Origin of the sequence: Pseudoalteromonas shioyasakiensis (genome assembly GCF_001550135.1) — a bacterium.
GTDB lineage: Bacteria > Pseudomonadota > Gammaproteobacteria > Enterobacterales > Alteromonadaceae > Pseudoalteromonas > Pseudoalteromonas shioyasakiensis.
On sequence record NZ_LRUE01000021.1, the window covers coordinates 163,143 to 182,170 of the forward strand.

At 43.0% G+C, this 19,028-nt stretch carries 16 protein-coding genes; 7 read left to right on the top strand and 9 right to left on the bottom strand.

Going from position 1 to position 19,028, the window contains the following annotated elements; all coding sequences use genetic code 11:
* Nucleotides 1-201 precede the first annotated feature (201 nt).
* From PASHI_RS16390 to PASHI_RS16410, 5 genes are read left to right on the top strand one after another with little or no spacing between them, the layout of a single operon-like run.
* Nucleotides 202-1,356: a slipin family protein gene (locus PASHI_RS16390; RefSeq protein WP_062566370.1), complete on the top strand. Its 1,155-nt coding sequence runs from the start codon at nt 202-204 to the stop codon at nt 1,354-1,356.
* A gap of 28 nt (nt 1,357-1,384) precedes the next feature.
* Nucleotides 1,385-2,611, top strand: a complete 1,227-nt coding sequence (locus PASHI_RS16395; protein ID WP_062566371.1) for an RtcB family protein — start codon at nt 1,385-1,387, stop codon at nt 2,609-2,611.
* A 2-nt stretch (nt 2,612-2,613) separates the two neighbouring features.
* The gene (rtcA, locus tag PASHI_RS16400) at nt 2,614-3,642 is read left to right on the top strand and encodes an RNA 3'-terminal phosphate cyclase (RefSeq protein ID WP_062566372.1); all 1,029 of its coding nucleotides are present in this window, start codon (nt 2,614-2,616) and stop codon (nt 3,640-3,642) included.
* 15 nt (nt 3,643-3,657) lie between these two features.
* Nucleotides 3,658-4,914, top strand: a complete 1,257-nt coding sequence (locus PASHI_RS16405; protein WP_062566373.1) for a multifunctional CCA addition/repair protein — start codon at nt 3,658-3,660, stop codon at nt 4,912-4,914.
* Nucleotides 4,911-5,726, top strand: coding sequence for a nucleotidyltransferase domain-containing protein (locus tag PASHI_RS16410; protein ID WP_062566374.1), 816 nt, complete (start codon nt 4,911-4,913; stop codon nt 5,724-5,726). Before PASHI_RS16405 ends, PASHI_RS16410 begins: the two co-directional genes overlap by 4 nt.
* Before the next feature lie 19 nt (nt 5,727-5,745).
* On the opposite strand, the gene PASHI_RS16415 is transcribed toward PASHI_RS16410, so the two are convergent.
* Genes PASHI_RS16415 through PASHI_RS16425 form a run of 3 tightly spaced genes read right to left on the bottom strand, consistent with a single transcriptional unit; the run spans nt 5,746 to nt 7,851 of the window.
* Nucleotides 5,746-6,066 carry a low molecular weight protein tyrosine phosphatase family protein gene (locus tag PASHI_RS16415; RefSeq protein ID WP_062566375.1) on the bottom strand — a complete coding sequence of 107 codons (321 nt, stop codon included), beginning with the start codon at nt 6,064-6,066 and terminating at the stop codon, nt 5,746-5,748.
* Complete coding sequence (gene prfH, locus PASHI_RS16420) at nt 6,041-6,703, bottom strand: peptide chain release factor H (RefSeq protein ID WP_062566376.1); 663 nt, start codon at nt 6,701-6,703, stop codon at nt 6,041-6,043. The genes PASHI_RS16415 and prfH overlap by 26 nt, the downstream gene beginning before the upstream one ends.
* Entirely contained in the window at nt 6,700-7,851 is a 1,152-nt protein-coding gene (locus PASHI_RS16425) for an RNA ligase RtcB family protein (protein ID WP_062566377.1), read from the bottom strand. Before PASHI_RS16425 ends, prfH begins: the two co-directional genes overlap by 4 nt.
* A 404-nt stretch (nt 7,852-8,255) precedes the next feature.
* Here PASHI_RS16425 and PASHI_RS16430 point away from each other — a divergent pair, with 404 nt between their 5' ends.
* Entirely contained in the window at nt 8,256-9,404 is a 1,149-nt protein-coding gene (locus tag PASHI_RS16430) for a serine hydrolase domain-containing protein (protein WP_062566378.1), read from the top strand.
* Between the two features lie 19 nt (nt 9,405-9,423).
* Here the strand turns inward: PASHI_RS16430 and PASHI_RS16435 are convergent, their stop codons facing one another.
* The 4 genes from PASHI_RS16435 to PASHI_RS16450 form a co-directional block, all read right to left on the bottom strand.
* Complete coding sequence (locus PASHI_RS16435) at nt 9,424-10,599, bottom strand: alpha/beta hydrolase (RefSeq protein WP_062566379.1); 1,176 nt, start codon at nt 10,597-10,599, stop codon at nt 9,424-9,426.
* Nucleotides 10,600-10,712: 113 nt separating this feature from the next.
* Nucleotides 10,713-12,299, bottom strand: a complete 1,587-nt coding sequence (locus tag PASHI_RS16440) for an N-acyl-D-amino-acid deacylase family protein (protein WP_062566380.1) — start codon at nt 12,297-12,299, stop codon at nt 10,713-10,715.
* A gap of 130 nt (nt 12,300-12,429) precedes the next feature.
* The gene (gene glmS, locus PASHI_RS16445; protein ID WP_062566381.1) at nt 12,430-14,250 is read right to left on the bottom strand and encodes a glutamine--fructose-6-phosphate transaminase (isomerizing); all 1,821 of its coding nucleotides are present in this window, start codon (nt 14,248-14,250) and stop codon (nt 12,430-12,432) included.
* A 95-nt stretch (nt 14,251-14,345) separates the two neighbouring features.
* Complete coding sequence (locus PASHI_RS16450) at nt 14,346-15,116, bottom strand: DeoR/GlpR family DNA-binding transcription regulator (RefSeq protein WP_054552250.1); 771 nt, start codon at nt 15,114-15,116, stop codon at nt 14,346-14,348.
* Nucleotides 15,117-15,270: 154 nt separating this feature from the next.
* Between PASHI_RS16450 and PASHI_RS16455 the strand changes: the two genes are divergently transcribed.
* Nucleotides 15,271-15,798, top strand: a complete 528-nt coding sequence (locus PASHI_RS16455) for a sugar O-acetyltransferase (RefSeq protein WP_062566382.1) — start codon at nt 15,271-15,273, stop codon at nt 15,796-15,798.
* A gap of 232 nt (nt 15,799-16,030) precedes the next feature.
* Here PASHI_RS16455 and PASHI_RS21890 read toward each other — a convergent pair whose 3' ends face one another.
* Nucleotides 16,031-16,477 carry an REP-associated tyrosine transposase gene (locus PASHI_RS21890; RefSeq protein ID WP_082710967.1) on the bottom strand — a complete coding sequence of 149 codons (447 nt, stop codon included), beginning with the start codon at nt 16,475-16,477 and terminating at the stop codon, nt 16,031-16,033.
* Nucleotides 16,478-16,631: 154 nt separating this feature from the next.
* Nucleotides 16,632-19,028, bottom strand: coding sequence for an ABC transporter permease (locus PASHI_RS16465; RefSeq protein ID WP_062566383.1), 2,397 nt, complete (start codon nt 19,026-19,028; stop codon nt 16,632-16,634).

Consider the following 19,028-nt stretch of genomic DNA (forward strand, 5'->3'; position numbering starts at 1 on the left):
CCAATTTGGATGTTGCGGGTTCAAATCCCGCCTTAGTCAAAATCGTAACTTTAAATGTTAGTAAGTCGTTGTTTGCGCTGACTGATAAACGCTTAAGCATGAACGATAACAGCAAGCCGGATGCTCCCTGTTATTGCGACGCCCAAAGCCTTTTTCAGATAACAAATACACACTTGCTAACAATCAATAAGGAAATAGAACATGTTAAGAAAAACACAATTAGTAGCAGAGAACCAAAGAGTGCTCGTTTTTAAAGACCAGCAACTAACAGACGTGTTAACGCCAGGAAAGCATCGTTATTGGGATTTTCAGAAGCAGCTTGAGTTTGTCACCTTTGATATTAACTCACTGTATTTCTCAGAGCGAAATACTGAACGTTTGTACCGCAATAATCCAATCTTGCAACAGCATATAAGTCATTGGAAACTTGAGAACAACGAACTAGGTATGTTGTATGTTGATGATTTACTACAAGGGATCGTCGCTCCTGGTGAGCACTTATATATTTGGCAAGATGCAGGGGCTATAAAACTTGAAAGAATTACTCTCAACAGCACTCAAGCGGTGCCTGAGCAATTATTAAATTTAGTTAATCGAGCTGGTGCAAATAGCGCAACTCGCTTAATTAGAAGCGAAAAAACAGTCGCAATCAAACCGATCGCCGAGTTTAAAGTCGCGAAAGAGCATGTAGGCTTACTTTACATTAACGGCCATTTTATTGGGAAGTTGCAGCCTGGTATTCATGCCTATTGGCAATTTAACCATGATATTGAAGTGAAATGTTATGACTGTAGAACACAAAGCGTAGAAGTATCTGGGCAAGAAATTCTCAGCAAAGACCGTGTTAGCCTACGCATTAATTTGACTGCCAATATCAAGCTGATGGATGCTGAGCTTGCAGCAAAGAGCGTAGATAAATTGGATGAATTCATCTACAAAACTCTACAACTAGCACTCAGAGAAGCGGTTGGTACAAAAACGCTCGATGATATCTTATTAGATAAGTTGTATATCAATGAAACAGTGAAAGAGCTGGTGATTGAACAGCTGAAGGAGATTGGTATTGCTCTATCTGGCGTTGGTGTGAAAGACATTATTTTACCGGGCGAGATGAAAGCCATTTTAAATCAAGTAGTCGAAGCGCAAAAAGCAGCTGAGGCAAATGTAATAAAGCGACGTGAAGAAACATCAGCAACACGCAGCTTACACAACACCGCGAAAGTAATTGAGAACAACCCGACGCTAATGCGCCTTAAAGAGTTAGAGGCATTAGAGAAAGTCGCAGAAAAAATAAATAACTTAACTGTTTATGGCGGCCTTGAAGGGCTAATGAGCGGGGTCGTAAAAATAGCCTAACAGGCTAGGACGAGTAAGGAATCAAATTATGTGTAATAACTACAACACAATCGAACAACAAGGACAGGTACCTATAAAGGCATGGACAAAAGGCGTACCGTTTGAAGATGCAGCTATTGCTCAATTAAATAATATTGCGCAAATGTCGCTAGTTCATTCTCATATCGCGGTCATGCCAGATGTTCACATGGGCAAAGGCGCCACAATAGGTAGCGTCATTCCCTCTGTAGATGCAGTGATCCCCGCAGCGGTAGGTGTTGATATTGGTTGCGGCATGGTTGCAACTAAAACAACGTTAACGGCTTCGCAACTGCCCGATAATCTGGCGGCAATTCGTCATGCGTTTGAAGCTGCGGTACCACATGGTCGAACGGGCCGAGGTAGAGGGGCTCGCGACAGAGGTGCTTGGCATAATATTCCTGATGTTGTTGCAGGTGAGTGGCAAAAACTTGAGAAGCGGTTTGAAAAAATCTGCGCTAAGCACCCTGCAATTAAAAACAGTAATCATGTAAATCACCTAGGTACGATGGGCACAGGCAATCATTTTTTAGAGCTCTGCCTAGATGAAAACAATGCTGTTTGGATCATGCTGCACTCAGGTAGCCGAGGAGTTGGTAACCGCATAGGCACTTACTTTATCGAGCTGGCTAAAAAAGAGATGGAGCGTCATCAAATCAACTTACCTGATATGGATCTTGCGTATCTGAAAGAAGGAAGCGAATACTTTGATGACTATGTTGAGGCTGTGGAATGGGCGCAAGATTTTGCAGCTAAAAACAGAGAGATCATGATGTTTAACGCTATCAAAGCGCTTAAAAAGCAAATACCTATCGCTTTTGAAACCGCGGAGCTTGCTGTTAACTGTCATCATAACTATATCTCGCGTGAGCATCACTTTGGCAAAGATTGTTTTGTAACACGCAAAGGAGCTGTACGTGCACAAAAAGGTGAAATGGGGATCATTCCCGGAAGTATGGGAGCGCGCTCTTTTATTGTTCGCGGCTTAGGAAACCCAGATAGCTTTAATAGCTGTAGTCATGGAGCCGGCCGAGTCATGTCTCGTACAAAAGCTAAAAATGTCTTTAATATTCAAGATCAAATAGCGGCAACCCAAGGGGTAGAATGCCGCAAAGATGCTGCGGTGATTGATGAAATTCCGCATGCGTACAAGGATATTGAAAAGGTTATGGCAGCACAGCAAGACTTGGTTGAGGTTGTGCATACGCTAAAACAAATAGTCTGCGTAAAAGGATGATAATGAACTATTTAATAATCGATGGAGCACAAGGTGAAGGCGGAGGGCAAGTACTTCGCACCGCCCTCACCTTATCAATGTTAACCAAGCAAGCCATTGAAGTTGTTAATATTCGGGCCAAGCGAAAAAAGCCTGGCCTGTTACGCCAGCACCTAACCTGTGTGTTAGCAGCACAACAAATCTGTGATGCCGAAACAGCAGGAGTTGAACTAGGCTCAAACCATATTCGCTTTGCGCCTAAACAAATAAAAGCGGGTGATTATCACTTTGCGATTGGCACAGCAGGCAGTACAACTCTTGTATGCCAAACTGTATTACTGACATTAGCGACAGCAAAGCAGCCCTCTACCATAACCTTTGAAGGTGGCACACATAATGGCATGTCACCTTCACTGTGCTTTTTTGAGCACTGTTATTTGCCAGCTTTAGCAAAAATGGGGGTGTATTGTGAGCTTACAGTTACCAAGTATGGCTTTTACCCTGCCGGTGGTGGCAAATGGCAGTTAACCGTTTACCCGTGTGAAACATTAAAGCCCTTTGCGCATTTTGCACCGCCAACTAAGGATGCCAAAAAGTCGATTAAAGTACTTGTTAACAAGTTACCGGGGCATGTTGCGAAGCGTGAAATTAGCACTGTAAAACAAAACCTTGGTTGGACAAACGCTGAAACCACGATCACTCAAGTAGAAAGTATTGGAGCAGGAAACAGCTTGCAGCTACATATAACATCAGACACTCATAACAGTATTTTTGAAGTTATTGGTCAACATGGCGTTGCAGCACAAAAGGTGGCTCTGAAAGCCGTAGAACAAGTTACACAATTTACCCAATCAGCAGCGGCAGTAGAAGAACATCTGGCAGATCAGCTGCTTTTGCCATTAGCTTTGGCCGGTAAAGGCGAGTTCAAAACCAATGAACCAAGCTTGCACAGCTTAACCAATGCAGAGGTCATAAAAACGCTTTTGCATGTAGAGATAACGTTTACTCAGCTTGATGATAACCTTTGGCAGGTATCATTAACTGATACCTAATTAGGATGATCGGCAATGGAAAACACATTAAAACATGTTTATTTAGTCGGTGGTGCAGTTCGCGACAAATTGCTAAACAGAGCGGCAGCTGATCAAGACTTTGTTGTTGTGGGTGAAACACCAGAAACCATGTTAGCCCTAGGCTTTGAAACTGTTGGTAGAGATTTTCCAGTATTTTTACATCCAACCACCAAGCAAGAATATGCCCTCGCTCGCACTGAACGAAAGCAAGGTCGTGGCTACAAAGGGTTCACGGTGAATGCCAGTACCAGCGTAACTTTAGAAGACGACCTTGCGCGACGAGACTTAACTATCAATGCAATGGCGATGAGTGCCGATGGCGAGCTTATAGACCCATTTAACGGCCAACAAGATTTAAATAACAAAGTACTTAGACATACATCAGCCGCATTTGCTGAAGATCCATTACGTGTTTTGAGAGTAGCTCGATTTTTAGCTCGTTTTGGTGAAAGCTTTAGTATACACCCGGAAACCAAGGCATTAATGATGCAAATACACCAACAAGGTGAATTAGCTTATTTAACGCCAGAACGGGTTTGGAAAGAAACCGAAAAAGCACTTGCTGAGCCTCACCCTGAGCTTTACTTCAAGACGTTGTATGGTTTAGGTGTGTTTCCAGAAATAGATGCAATGAGTGGTGTTCCCCAACCAAAAGAACACCACCCTGAGGGCGATGTTTACACCCACACACTGTTAGTTTTGCAAAGAGCGGCTCAGCTAAATTTTGATGTAGAAACTCGCTTTGCCGCATTAACGCATGATTTTGGCAAGGCGACGAGCTTTGAGCTAAACGGTAATTTACATGGCCATGAACAACGCGGCGTGACAGTTATCAAGGCGTTTTGTCAGCGTTTAAAAGTGCCTAAACGGTTTTATGAGCTGGCAGCATTAACCAGTGACAATCATACGCGTTGTCACAAAATCGCAAAGCTAACACCAAAAACATTACATAAATTACTTGTCGACAAGCTAAATGCGCAAAATAAGCCTGCGCGGTTTTTGCAGTTTTTGGATGCGTGTCAGTGTGATGCGCAAGGACGGGGACCAAGCTTTATACATCGGCCTTATGCGCAACGAACACTTGCACTGGATTTAGTAAAACAACTAAACAAACTAAATAAAAAAGCACTTGTGCAACAAGCAATACAGCAAGGTAAAAGCGGCATAGCCATCGGAAAAGAAGTTCGCGAAGCAGAAATAAAGCAACTACGAGATTACCTCACAGAGCAAAGTAGTAAGGAAACAAAATGAATAACACAACAGCACACTCAGCAATCGATGACAGTGTAAGAGCTGAAATAATGCGACGCATAAAAACGGCAGAAGCAGAACATAACGTTAAAGTGTTATTTGCTATTGAGTCGGGTAGCCGAGCATGGGGATTTGCAAGTCCTAACAGTGATTATGATGTGCGCTTTATCTATGCGCATGCTAAAGATTGGTATGTAGCAATTGATGTTGAAGAGCAAAGAGATGTAATTGAATACCCAATCGTCGATGAAATCGATATAAATGGTTGGGATATTCGTAAAGCACTCAAACTATTCAGCAAATCAAATCCCGCGTTTATTGAGTGGTTACAATCCCCCATAGTGTATGTTGATGATGGCTTTTTTGCTGCACATGCAAAGCGGCTAATGCCACAGATAGTGTCATCTCATAAAGGCATTTATCATTACCTGCATATGGCAAAAGGTAACTTTAGAGAGTATCTGAAAAAAGAGCGCGTTCCGCTGAAAAAATACTTTTACGTATTACGACCACTACTGGCGATTATGTGGCTCGAAAAATACGATGAACCAGCTCCGATTGAGTTTGATAAACTAAGGGAGCTTGTCAAAGAGAACCTTGCATTGGATGCTGCGATTTCAGATTTGCTCGCCCGAAAAAGGGTAAGCTTAGAAAAAGAATACGCGCCAGCTGTGCCTGTAATTAATGAGTTTATCGAAGCAGAGTTAACACGGCATGAAAACTACACAGCTAACGTAAAGAAGAAAGTCGTCGATTTTGATGCTTTAAATCAGTTGTTTAAAGAAACATTAGCAAGATACAGTGAATCCTAAGCTCACTGTATCTGTTTTTCTACAAGTATTGATTTACGACATCAACTAAAGTTTCAATGAGTGCCTCATCCATATATTGGTACTCATCGGGTATATCGAGTACCTGAATCGGCTTGTATTGTAATAAACGGCTAAACCGCGCTTTAATGCGTTGTTTATGCTTATGTTCCATCACAAAAATTATATCTGCCCAATTAATATCAGCAGTTGTTACCGTGTGCCTTGCTCGTGGGCTTGTGCCTGCAGAGCGGGCTTTAATGCCATTGTATTGGTTGTATACCTTTTCAGCCGTTGGGCTACGCCACTGGTTACGGCTACATATAAACAGTAAGTTTTCCATGTCCTTTTCCTTTGTGAGTCTGGCTAAACTCAGGGCCCTTAAACGTACGAATCGGATTACCCCGTTGCAGCTCATTGTGTTGTTGCCACCGCGACTTTTGCTGCTGGCTTGCAGCCTGCTGAGCTTGCTCTGCCAGTTTTTGCATTAGCAAAGCTCGGGCTAAACGCTTATTCGCATGCTGACTTCTTTCACTCTCTACGCGAACAGTAATTCCTGTCGCAACATGGGTAGCACGAACAGCCGAATCAGTGGTGTTTACATGTTGGCCTCCCGCGCCACTTGCACGGCATTGCTGAAAGCGGATCTCGCTATCAAAAGTTTGCTCTGCTATTTCAAATAGTTGACCGCCAAAGTACCAGTTTTTACGCTTATGCCTTGCTCTGAATGGGCTTTGACAAACCCACAACATCGAGCCATGCCATTGCTGCGCAAACTGTTTTAAAATTTGCGGCTCAGCACCGGTTAATTCAAGCAATAACGATTTGTAGCAGCCTGAAAGCTCAGCTTGCTCTACTGCAAGAGTATTCACCTTAATAGCTAACGCTTTAGCATCACACTCAAGGCGCTTAACAGCCATTGCCACCGCTTTACAGCACTCTAAAGGACCCGCCCCTGACGATAATTGCACTAAGATCATCCGCACGTTCCTTGTGTTTTAAAGGTAAGCACAGGCTTTAATTTGGCAATTACAGTAACCAGCCCAGCATCAACAAGGTCATCAATAACTGTTTGGCAGTCTTTGTAAGCTTGTGGTGCTTCATCATAAAGCAGCGTTTTATCATTACAGATCACCCTGCTACCAAACGCAGTGCGATATAAATCTTCCTTTTTAAACTTGTGACTCAAACGGCCTTGGCATTCTCCACGCTTCCATTTGCGACCAGCGCCATGTGCAAGGGAGCGTAAGTTTACGTTTTGCTCAGCCGTTGGCTTAACTAAGTAACTGTAATCACCGCGAGAGCCAGGGATCATCACAGCCCCTTGATCGCTAGGTGTAGCGCCTTTTCGATGTAACCAGCCTGCTTGTCCTGCAATCTGTGATTGACTTACAAGGTTATGATTTACATCTAAAACCTCTTCGCCACCAGCGCGAATAGCTTGTAAAAAACGCCGTGCGATCAGTTCTCGGTTTAACTGAGCCCAACGCAGTGCTTCGTCATGTTTGGCCATATAATCTGTAAAGGCACCACTTTCTACCTCAAGGCCATCATGGTTATGCTCTGCAATATGCTTAACTAAAATAGCTTGTCCTAACCCTCTAGAGCCAGAATGCACCAATAGCTGCAATTGTTTAGATTGTAGGCCTAAAGCAAGCAAGGCTTGTTGATCAAACACCTCTTCAATCGCCTGAAATTCAGCGAAATGATTGCCACCACCTATGGTGCCAAGGGCGCTATCAAAACCAGTTTGTGTGATAGCTAGTTCATGTTTTCGCTCGCTAATCAATGTGTGCCAACTTTCATCTAGCGGCAGTTCAACATCGCTTAAGCGTTTTGCGAGCTTATCTACATTTAACTTGGCTAACTTAGTATTGGTTTGCCAAAGCGACATACCGCAGCCAATATCATTCCCCACTAAAGCGGGGTAAATTCTACCTTCTGTAAAAAAGGCTGCCCCAATGGGGTAACCTCGACCTGGGTGTAAATCGGGCATACCCGCTACAGCGTACATACCAGGTAATTCAGAAGTTTTAATTAATTGTTGTATTGCTAGCCCTTCAATCCACGACTCTTTAGACGCAATAAGGCTAACGTTATCAGTAAGTTTTTGGACGGACTTGCCCATAATACCAATTCCTTTCTCTGCAATAGAAAAATGCTAACGAAAAATGATTTGGCAGGTCTTTGATTAATTGATCAGGCTTAGCTTTGAAAAGCTAATAAAGAAATAGCTTCGAGCTAGGCAAGAAAACGACCTGCAAAGGAACAAGTTGTATAAGTCATATTGTTTACTCCTCTACAGTGTGTGAATGGTTAAAATCGCGGCGATTGTAAACAGCTTAAAAAGTGAAAGCAACTAAAAAATAATCAATCGTTGTTATTTACGCCCTTTTTAAATGTTCATCACAACGTGAAAAATGTGCAATTAAGCGACTATGGGTTGTCATCTAGAGAAAATTTGAGCAATCTAAAAATGCCTTAAAAATAATAACAAGAGTGACTGCAAAGTTACTCAAAAAGGATGCCGCCATGCTCAAACACCGTATAGCTCGCTCACTCATCAGCTTACCACTGTTGATTGCTGCCCATGTCACTAGCGCAGCTGAACTACCAAAAGCGATTGATGCCGCCTTTCAATCGGCGGTGAGTGCGAAAACAGTACCGGGCATTACTGTCGCGGTGGCCGATAAATCAGGAATAATCGCGGCAAAGGGTTATGGTTTTGCCGATATCGAAAACCAAGTTTTAATGAGTCCCGAGCATAAGGTTCGCATTGGCAGTGTCTCTAAGCTTATTGCCACAGCTGCTATGATGCGCCTTTACGACAAGGGATTGATTAACTTAGACAAACCTGTAACCGACTATGTAACTAACTGGCCAGAAAAACACGCAGCTTTAACACTGCGCCAGCTCGCGTCACATACCGCAGGGATCCGCCATTACAAAAAAGGCGCCAATGAATTTTTACTCAACAAATGGTATGGCGATATTGATAGCGCTTTAGCCATGTTTAAAAATGATCCCCTACTGTTTGAGCCGGGCACCAAACAGCAGTATTCAACATTTGCTTGGACATTAGTTAGCGCTGCGATGGAAGGCGCTGATCAGAAACGCAACTTTCGACAAATTATCGAACAAGAAGTCTTCGCGCCACTCAAGTTAAACGACACATATTTTGATGAGCAGTTTACCCTGATCCCACATCGAGCAAGACCTTATAGCGTTGATCAGGGCCGTTTAATTAACTCACCGCAGACCGATCACAGCTATAAATGGGCAGGCGGTGGGTTTATTGCAACACCAAGTGATATCGTCAAGTTTGCAGTAGCTCACACGCAGGGCAATTATCTAAAAGCAGCCACAGTGGATGAAATGTTTACCCCAGCCACACTCAATAATGGTGAACAGGTCGATTTTGGTATTGGTTGGATGACAGGTTTCAAAAACTATCAACAAAGAGAAAAATACCAACATGATACTGAACTACAAGCCTTGATGGCCGACATGCCACACGCAGTGATGCATTCTGGCGGTAGTATGGGTGGCATTACCATGACCATTATGTGTGTTGATCATCAACGCGCGGTGACTGTGGTTAAAAACGTTAATGGTGATAACAGCGCAGATGTATTTGCGCTTGCCCTACAAACCCTAAGCTATTATCACCAAGACCATTGATTTGTTTAAGGCAGCTTAACTATAGCTGCCCTTGTAACCTCGTTTTTGTCTCTTTTAAGTAATCAGGGTAGGGATACGAGTCATCGGCAACAGCTATTGCAGCCTCAATTTGAACTAATGCTTGGCGAGTATTACCTTGCATTTCATAGCCATATGACAAAGCTGACAGTGCATACGCTGATTTTGGGTAGTTTTTGATATTGTACTTAAACACCTCAATAGCCCGCTCAAATTGCTGGTTATCCGTTAAGCTGTAACCCAGCAACCTAACAGCGCGGTCTGGTGGCGCTATTTGCTCGCCCCATTGCTGAGATAAACGTTGATAATAAACATCAATTGATGAAACATCATCGCCTAGTGCACTCAAAGGCATATATTTAGATAAAAATAAGCCATGGTACGCATTAAATGCCCCAGCAGCTGAGGTTAGGTTATGCGAAACGCCTGCAAAGGCGTCGCTCTTAAAGCGCAGATTTTGCACCTTACTATTTTGCATCGTTTGCTGCATATCATCGTATCTTTCGCGCATAATGCCGGCTTCTTCGCCGATATTCATATATACATAGCTGTTAATACTTTTGGCTTTAGTAACAAAGGTATTTAGACTCTTAGCAGGGGCGCCATAGTTCCACCATACCGCAGGGCTATAAGCAATGTGCGCTTGAAATAACTCAGGATCAGCCTGCATTGCGTAAAGAGCAAATACACCCGCAGCAGAGGCTCCTGCGATAACTCTATAATCATGAGTACGATACTGTTTATTAACCAAAGGCATCAGTTCTTGCTCTAAGAAAGCTAAAAACTTTGCAGCACCACCGCCTTCACCAACAGGCCCTTGAGGTTCTTTGTTCACTGTAGGATAAAAATCTCTAAGTCGATTAGTGCTTTCAATTGCAACTACAATCACCTCTGGCGCTTGATCATTTTCTTGTAAGCGTTCAAGCACAGCATTAATCAATGGTAAATTACCGGCCCCATCTAAACGGTAAATAACGGGATACCTTTTGTTTGGATGTGTTTGATAGCTTTTTGGCAATTGCACAACGACAGTGCGTTGCTCACTAAGATTACTTGATTCGATAGTATGCGTATGTTGGTTGTAATGTGTAACCGCATCATCTGCAGCGGGTTGAGCCATTACATGACTAGTACAGAGTAAAAAACCACTAATACAGAGTAACTTAAATAGTCGCACGACTTATCCTTAAGAAATATTGGTAATTTTTTAAGCTAACAGAATTGCAGGTACAAACAAAGATAACTTATGTACTTTTTTCGTAAAAAAGTACATATAAGTCATTATTTTAACTAAAGCGTATGTCGCAATATTTGCCCGGCGCTTTTACCCGTCATGCCATCCGGTGATTTAATGACTTGGCCATTAATAATGACGTATTGAATTCCTTCTGCGTACTGATGTGGTGCGCTAAACGTTGATTTATCAGCAACCGTCGCAGGGTCGAGTATAACAATATCAGCAGCATAGCCTTGTGCTATCACTCCTCGGTCAGTTAGGCCCATTCTTGCTGCGGGTAAACTGGTCATTTTACGTATTGCATCAGGTAACGAAATCACCCCTTGTTCACGAACATAATGACCTAATACTCTGGGGAAGGTGCCGTATCCTCTTGGATGGGGGTTGCCCTTACCAAGTTCTGAACCACCCGCATCGGTGGCGATTGCAGTAATTGGGTAAGCCATGATGTACTTAACATCATCTTCATTAATAGCGTGGAAGATCCCCTGAGCACCGCCATTTGCTTGAATTTCCATGGTAAGTTCAGCGGCTTCGTCGATACTTTGCGCTCGCCCTTCACGTTTTAATACTTCAGCAAAGGTTAGCCCATCCCATGCAGGGTTTGCCGCATAATGCGCTATTTGCAGCCTTGCGGGGTCACCACCGCCTCTGTCTTCACGGATATTTTTGATCAAGCCTTTTTTTATTTTTTGCCTTAACTCTGGATCTTGTAGGCGCTTTGCAACTTCAGCTTGGCCACCAGCCAATGACCATGCAGGAAATAAAATAGCAAATCGCGTAGAAGAAGCCGTGTAAGGATACTGATCGAGGGTGACATCTAAACCCGCTTTACGAGCATCGCGGATCATCTGAATAGTGTGCTTACTCTCACCCCAATTTGGATGACCAATCAGCTTATGATGAGAGATATGCACAGGAATACCGGTCTCTTTTGCAACATCGAGCACTTCATTCATCGCCGTAACAATCTCTGCGCCTTCATCCCGCATATGAGAGGCAAAAAATCCATGCTGAGCATGAGCGGTTTCGGCAAGCACCTTTACCTCAGCAAAGTTTGAGTACACACCTGGAACATATTTAAGCCCAGTCGATAAACCAAACGCCCCCTGCTGCATCGCTTTATCGACCAGTGCTTGCATTGCTTTTAGCTCATCAGCGCTGGCAAGTCGTTGCTCTTCACCCATAACAGCCTTACGAACATCATTATGGCCAATTAATAAGGCTAAGTTAGGCCCTAGAGGTGAACGCTCGGTTTGCGCAAAAAATTGCTTAAAGTCGACAGGAGAAAAACCACAGTTACCGCCCAAAATAGTGGTAATGCCCTGCTGCACTAAATTATCAAGCCGAGGCAGCTCTGCAATTGAACGCTCAGCATGGGAATGTAAATCGATAAAGCCAGGGGCAACAACCTTACCTTTGGCATCTATAACTTGTTGAGCTTTGTCAGCCGCCAAATCACCAATTTTATTGATCTTGCCGCTTTCAATACCAACATCTGCGCGAACCGCTTTGCCACCACGACCATCGAGCAACATCGCGTTTTTAATGATGAGATCAAAAGATTGCCCATAAGCAATCCCTGAGCTGAGCACTAATACAGTCAATCCTATAGAGGTTAAAACACTGTGCCTTTTCATTGTTATTATCCTTAGCCAGAGTGTTTAACCATCCTAATCAATTGCAATACAAATTGCATCAGCGAACAGTAATTAAGCAAATTACAGGCACAAAAAAGCCGGCTAATTAGCCGGCTCTTAATGCTTTAACTTACTCAACCGTCACCGATTTTGCTAGGTTTCGAGGTTGGTCTACGTCGGTGCCTTTAATAACCGCAACATAGTATGAAAGCAGCTGTAGCGGAATTGTATATACAACTGGAGCAATCACGTCATCGACATGGTTTACGTTGATTACACGCATCGTTTCGTCAGATTCAAACGCTGAGTCTTTATCTGCGAATACATAGATAATACCGCCACGGGCACGTACTTCTTCTACGTTTGATTTAAGCTTTTCTAGTAGCTCGTTGTTTGGTGCCACAACAATGATTGGCATGTCGGCATCAATCAACGCAAGAGGGCCATGCTTAAGCTCACCCGCTGCGTATGCCTCGGCGTGAATGTATGAAATCTCTTTCAGCTTAAGCGCACCTTCCATCGCGATTGGGTATTGTGAGCCACGACCTAAGAATAGTGAGTGGTGCTTATCAGCAAACTCTTCAGCTAAATCTTCAATCCCTTCTGCAAGCAGTAGTGCTTCTTCTAACTTGTTAGGAAGTGTTTTGATTGCATTTACAATCGCACCTTGCTCTAGGCCTTTTTCTTGGGCAATCGATGCTGTTAGCATTAATAAGCCAACAAGCTGTGTGGTGAAGGCTTTAGTTGATGCAACACCAATTTCAGCACCGGCTTTAGTCATAAAGGCTAAATCCGATTCACGTACTAACGATGAACCCGGTACGTTACAAATGGTCATTGACGCCATGTAACCTTGCTGTTTTGCAAGACGAAGTGCAGCAAGTGTATCTGCTGTTTCACCAGACTGTGAAATGGTCACAAGTAAGCTGTTTTCATGTACAAATGATTCGCGGTAACGGAACTCAGAAGCAATCTCAACGTTACAGCTCACGCCTGCGAACTGTTCAAGCCAGTAACGAGCAACCATACCTGAGTGGTATGAAGTACCACAGGCAATAATTTGCACGTGTTTTACGTCTTTAAAGATTTGCTGAGCGCTTTCGCCAAAGGCATCAATCGCGACAGTGTCATTAACTAGGCGGCCATCAAGGGTGTTACGCACAGCAAGTGGTTGTTCGTAAATTTCTTTCAGCATGTAGTGACGATATTCGCCTTTACCTGATGCATCTTGCGTAATGTTTGATTCAATCACTTCGCGCTCGACTGCATCACCGTTTGCATCAAAGATTTCAACACTGTCACGGGTAATACGAGCCACATCACCTTCTTCAAGGTAAATAAAACTGCGAGTAACAGGTAATAAAGCAAGTTGGTCAGAGGCAATAAAGTTTTCGCCAAGACCTAAACCAATCACCAGTGGGCTACCGGAGCGCGCTACGATGATTTCGTTGTCGTTCGCTTTATCAAAAACAACCGTACCAAATGCACCTTCAAACTGCTTAACAGCAGCTTGTACAGCTGCTAAAAGTGTATCGTGCTGTTGGCGAAGTTGGTGGATAAGGTGCACCATGACTTCTGTATCTGTTTCTGATAAAAACTCATAACCATCGCCTTTTAGCGCATCGCGCAGGCTGGCATGATTTTCGATAATGCCGTTATGAACTAGGGCAATTTCGCTATTCGAAACATGTGGGTGAGCATTCGCTTCGGTTACACTACCATGGGTAGCCCAACGTGTATGTGCGATACCGGTAGTGCCTTTAACAGCGGCTTCATTCAGTGCCGCTTCAAGGTTAGCAACCTTACCTACTGCTTTTACAGTGTTAAGCTCAGTACCTTTAAGTAAAGCCACACCTGCCGAGTCATAGCCACGGTATTCAAGGCGCTTAAGGCCTTCAACAAGTATTTTGTTTACTGGGCGTTCTGCAACAGCCCCTACGATTCCACACATAATCTCTCCTTTTGCACATGCCAAAGTGTTTTACTTTGGGCGAGATGTGTTGTCATAAATGATGCGTAATAAGGTGTTGTCGGTCTTATTACGGGTTATTCAATTTCTGCACAGATCAGCTGTACACCACATGCTGTTATCGCCTCGCGCTTATCTGCGCTTAGGTTGTTGTCTGTGATAACAGTGGTAACACGCTGCCAAGGCAGTTCTAAATTCGGTATTCTTCGGCCAATTTTTTCTGACTCAACCAGCACCACTACTTCACGGGCTGCTTCAGCCATCACTTGGCTAAGCCCCACTAATTCATTGAAGGTTGTAGTACCTCTATCAATATCAATGCCATCGGCACCAATAAAGAGCTGGTCAAAGTCGTAAGAGCGTAGAACATTCTCAGCAACTTGGCCCTGAAACGATTCTGAATGCGGATCCCAAGTTCCGCCGGTCATCAAAAGTGTTGGCTCATTTTCTAATGAAAGCAGTCGGTTAGCGACATTAATAGCATTTGTCATCACCACTAAACCGCGCTTACTTGCAAGCTCAGGGATCATCGCCGCTGTAGTTCGGCCGCTATCAATGATGATGCGGTTATGATCTTTAATAAGCTTTGCAGCCGCCTGTGCGATTGCCATTTTGCGAAGCGAGTCGCTTTTCTCGTTGCTATTTGCAACGATTTCTTGCGGCAAGGCAATAGCACCACCATAACGGCGTAGCAACAAGCCACTTTTTTCAAGGGCTGTCAGATCTTTACGTATCGTCACTTCAGAAGTTTGAAACTGCTCTGCTAACGCTTCAACAGCAACTTCACCAAGTTCATTCACTTGGCTTAAGATAGTATGGCGACGTTGTTGAGTGTTTCGTTTTGTCATAAAGTGAACCACATAAGTTTCGTTTCGAAAGTTTTGAGATTTTAAACGAAACAATATAAATGGCAAGTGAATGATCGTTAACCTACACAGCTTTATTTTGATCTTCATCACCAACACGCTAAGCTATTGGCAAATATAACCATGAAAATGCCCCATGAAAGAGTTTAATAGCCTCGACAAGTCCTTACTCGAACAACGAAAAAATACCCATGAAATTTGCCGTTTATTTGCCAAAAGCCCGAGTAAAGGCAATTTAAAACGACTAAAAGGCATGTTTGCTCACTGTGGCGAACAGGTTGTTATTGAAGCGGGTTTTCATTGTGATTATGGCAGTGGTATTAAAATAGGTGATCGAACCTTCATAAATATTAACTCTACTATGCTCGATGCACCGCTAACTGATGCGCAAATTACGATAGGCGATGACTGCTTAATAGGCCCTAATGTGCAAATACTCGCGGTATCGCATGCAGTAAACCCAACCGAACGTTTAGCAAAAGCTAACTTTGCAGCACCGATTAGCATCGGCAACAATGTATGGATTGGTGCAGGCGCTATTATACTTGCGGGTATTAAAGTTGCTGATAATGCCGTGATTGGCGCAGGGGCAATAGTTACCAAAGATGTCGCGGCAAATACCCTAGTAGCAGGTAACCCTGCGGTGAAGGTTAAAGAACTTTAACCCTATATTTACGCTAAAGCACGTGATACGTAGGTCGTCATTTATGGCGACAAAGAATACATGCTAACGCGCTAAAGCACGTCCTACCGTAGGTCGTCATTTATGGCGACAAAGAATACATATTAACGCGCTAAAGCACGTCCTACGTAGGTTGTCATTTATGGCGACAAAGAATACTTACTAACGCGCTAAAGCACGCCCTAAGTAGGTCGTCATTTATGGCGACAATCAATCACAAGAAAACAGAATTCCAATATGGATAACTACCTAAATTATCAACTAGTTTTTTTCGCAAAGGGTTTGCTGCGATATATCTGGCTACAGCTATTCTACTTTCTTCTTCACGTAGTGCATGGTCATAGTAAGCAGGTTGCCATACCGTTTGAGAAAAACAACGTATATTGTTTATCTCTCTAGCAGAAAGACCTTTTAGATGACCAACTGTTTTACCCAAGCTACTATCGCTAAGCCTTAATAAACCATGAAAATGATCGGGCATAAGCACCCAAGTTAACCAGCAGCATTGATGCAATAGTTCATTTATTTCAATACACCTACAAAATACTTTTGCTAAGTTATGATCACTGAACAGTGCTTTTCTGTTATGGCAGTTGAACGTTATGAAATATTCACCTGATTGAATTGAAACTCGTCCTTTCTTTAAATGGCTCCAGCTCATGAAAAATCCTTTTTCACAAAATTGTAGAACATTAAATATAGTAGATTAACGCGCTAAAGCACGTCCTACCGTAGGTTGTCATTTATGGCGTCACATTTAAAACTAAAAAAGCCCAGCTGTATTGCTGGGCTTATAGTTGGGAGTTAGTTAACTGTTATTCATATCTTAAGATAAGTGATGGTCTGGTGCTTGCGGCCTTAAAGGCTAAGCTTGCAACGGTAACCCAAGTAATGGCGGCCACCGCGACGGCGGCAACTAAATACACCCATACAGCTTGTTCAATGCGGTCATTAAAGTTTGCTAACCAATCACCTACCAACAAGTAAGTCACTGGATACGCAATAGCAATACTTACCGCCACCAGCACTAAGAACTCTTTAGCAATGATATTTACGATACTGATGCGAGATGCACCTAGCACTTTTCGAACAGCCACTTCTTTTTGACGACGCACTGTTGCGAACGAAGCCAAACCAAAGGTACCTAAACAAGTTAAGAACACAGCAAGACCGGTAAAGATTAAAACCACATTCGAAATTCGCTCATCACCTTTTAACAGGGTTTTGTAGTTGTCTGCGAGTAAGTTAATTTTTGGCTCATAGATATTGGCTGAGCTTGCTAATACTTCAGCGATCTGAGCTTTAATGTAAGGCAAGTTTTGCTGATCAATCGTTAAAATTAGTTCTGATACTGGTGATAAAAAGTTAAAGCCACATAAGAACATAATATTTGAGTTGGCATCTTTAGCATTACCTACTTTTACATCTTCAACCACACCCACAACACGCATATCTACGCCGCGACCTGAGTCTTTAATTACCTTACCGATAATGTCACTCATGTTAGTGTAACCCGCTTGCCTTGCAACAGATTCAGTCACAATGGTGCCCGTACTTGTTACTCCATTTGCACGGCTTGCCCAATCACCAGCAAATTCACGGCTAAAGTCACGTCCAGCAACCAGTTTTAATCCTAGCGTTTTTACAACATCGTAGCTTGCGCCAACAACAGGCGTTAAGCTGCCAGACGCTTCACCATTTGGCCAAGTTGGCATAAGTGTATTATTGATTGAAACAGTTAAACGGGTATCAATAACAGTTGTTTGCTGTACACCTTGAATTGCACTAATACGGTTAACTAAGGCATTTTTTTCTTTTGTGAATACTTCGCCTACAGGTAGCTCTGAAATAACCAATCTTTGTGTTGTTTCATAGCCTAAAGGTAAGCTTTGTAAGTAAGTTAATTGCTTTAACAAGGTAATAGAGGCAATGATTAAACCTATTGCTAGTGAAGCCTGTAAGGTTAGTAAGCTCTTACGAACCCATATTGCAGTATTACCACGCTGTAAGTCTCCACTTAAAACGCGTTTTGCACTGAATGACGAAATAAAGAATGCAGGATAAAGCCCAGCTAATATGCCCACAGCAATTGCGACCACAATAATGGCAATGCCAAATTCAGAGGCATAGTTTACTGCTAACTCTCGGTCTACTAGTTGATTAAAACTTGGTAAAAATAGCTCCACTAAAGCACATGCAATCACCATTGAAAGCATTGATACCAACACAGATTCAGATAAAAACTGCGTTACTAACTGGCCTTTACTTGCGCCAAGCGCTTTACGCACACCCACTTCTTTTGCACGTTTCGTCGATTGAGCGACGGTCATATTAATGAAGTTAAAACCTGCAATAAGAATAAGTAACACGCTTAAACCAACGCAAATCATAACCACTTGTTTAGCGCCACCCGCTTTCATCTCAAACGGTGATTTAGCCGTTAAGTGCAAATCAAGTAATGGATGCAGCTCTAAACTAACTTGATCCAGCATCGAACCACTAAAAAAGCGCTCTGTTAAGGTTTTAGCTAATGCATCTGTATCGGTGCCCTCTGCTAAACGCATATAAACATAACTACTGTTGATGTTTATATCGCTTGGATCATGCTTAACATAAACAAGGTTTTTAAAGGCAAAGTGAGTGTTATCTGCTAAGTCTGCAAACACAGCACGCACTGTGTACTGTCCTTGTTCATGCGTAAGTGTTTCACCAATCACATCGGTGCGACCAAAAATGCGCAGTGCTTCTGACTCACTTAAAGCAAGGCTGTCTGGTGTACTCATTGCTGTTGTTAAGTCACCCGCAATCGTCTTCATAGCAATAAAGTTTTCAATATTTGCTGTAGCACCATATAAGGCATTTAACTTATAGCCTTGGTTGCGGTAACTCACATCAACCATGGCTTCACGGGTCAGCTCGACCATAGTTAATCCGAATACTTCTTCAACTTGGCTGTAATCTTCGGCCTGCTTTGACTGCACATAATTAAAAATAGGCACCACAGATAAACCGAGTTTTGAGAAGTCCTGGCCAACGCGATAAACACGCTCAGCATGTGGCTGTTGGCTATCGTACGAAAGCTCATTTTTTGCAAACAACGCAACTAGAATTGCCGCAGCTAAGCCCACACTTAAACCCAGAACATTTAAAATAAAGTGCTGTTTTTGGTTTTTAAACGCGCGCAGCGCGGTGATCAAATAACTTAAAATCAT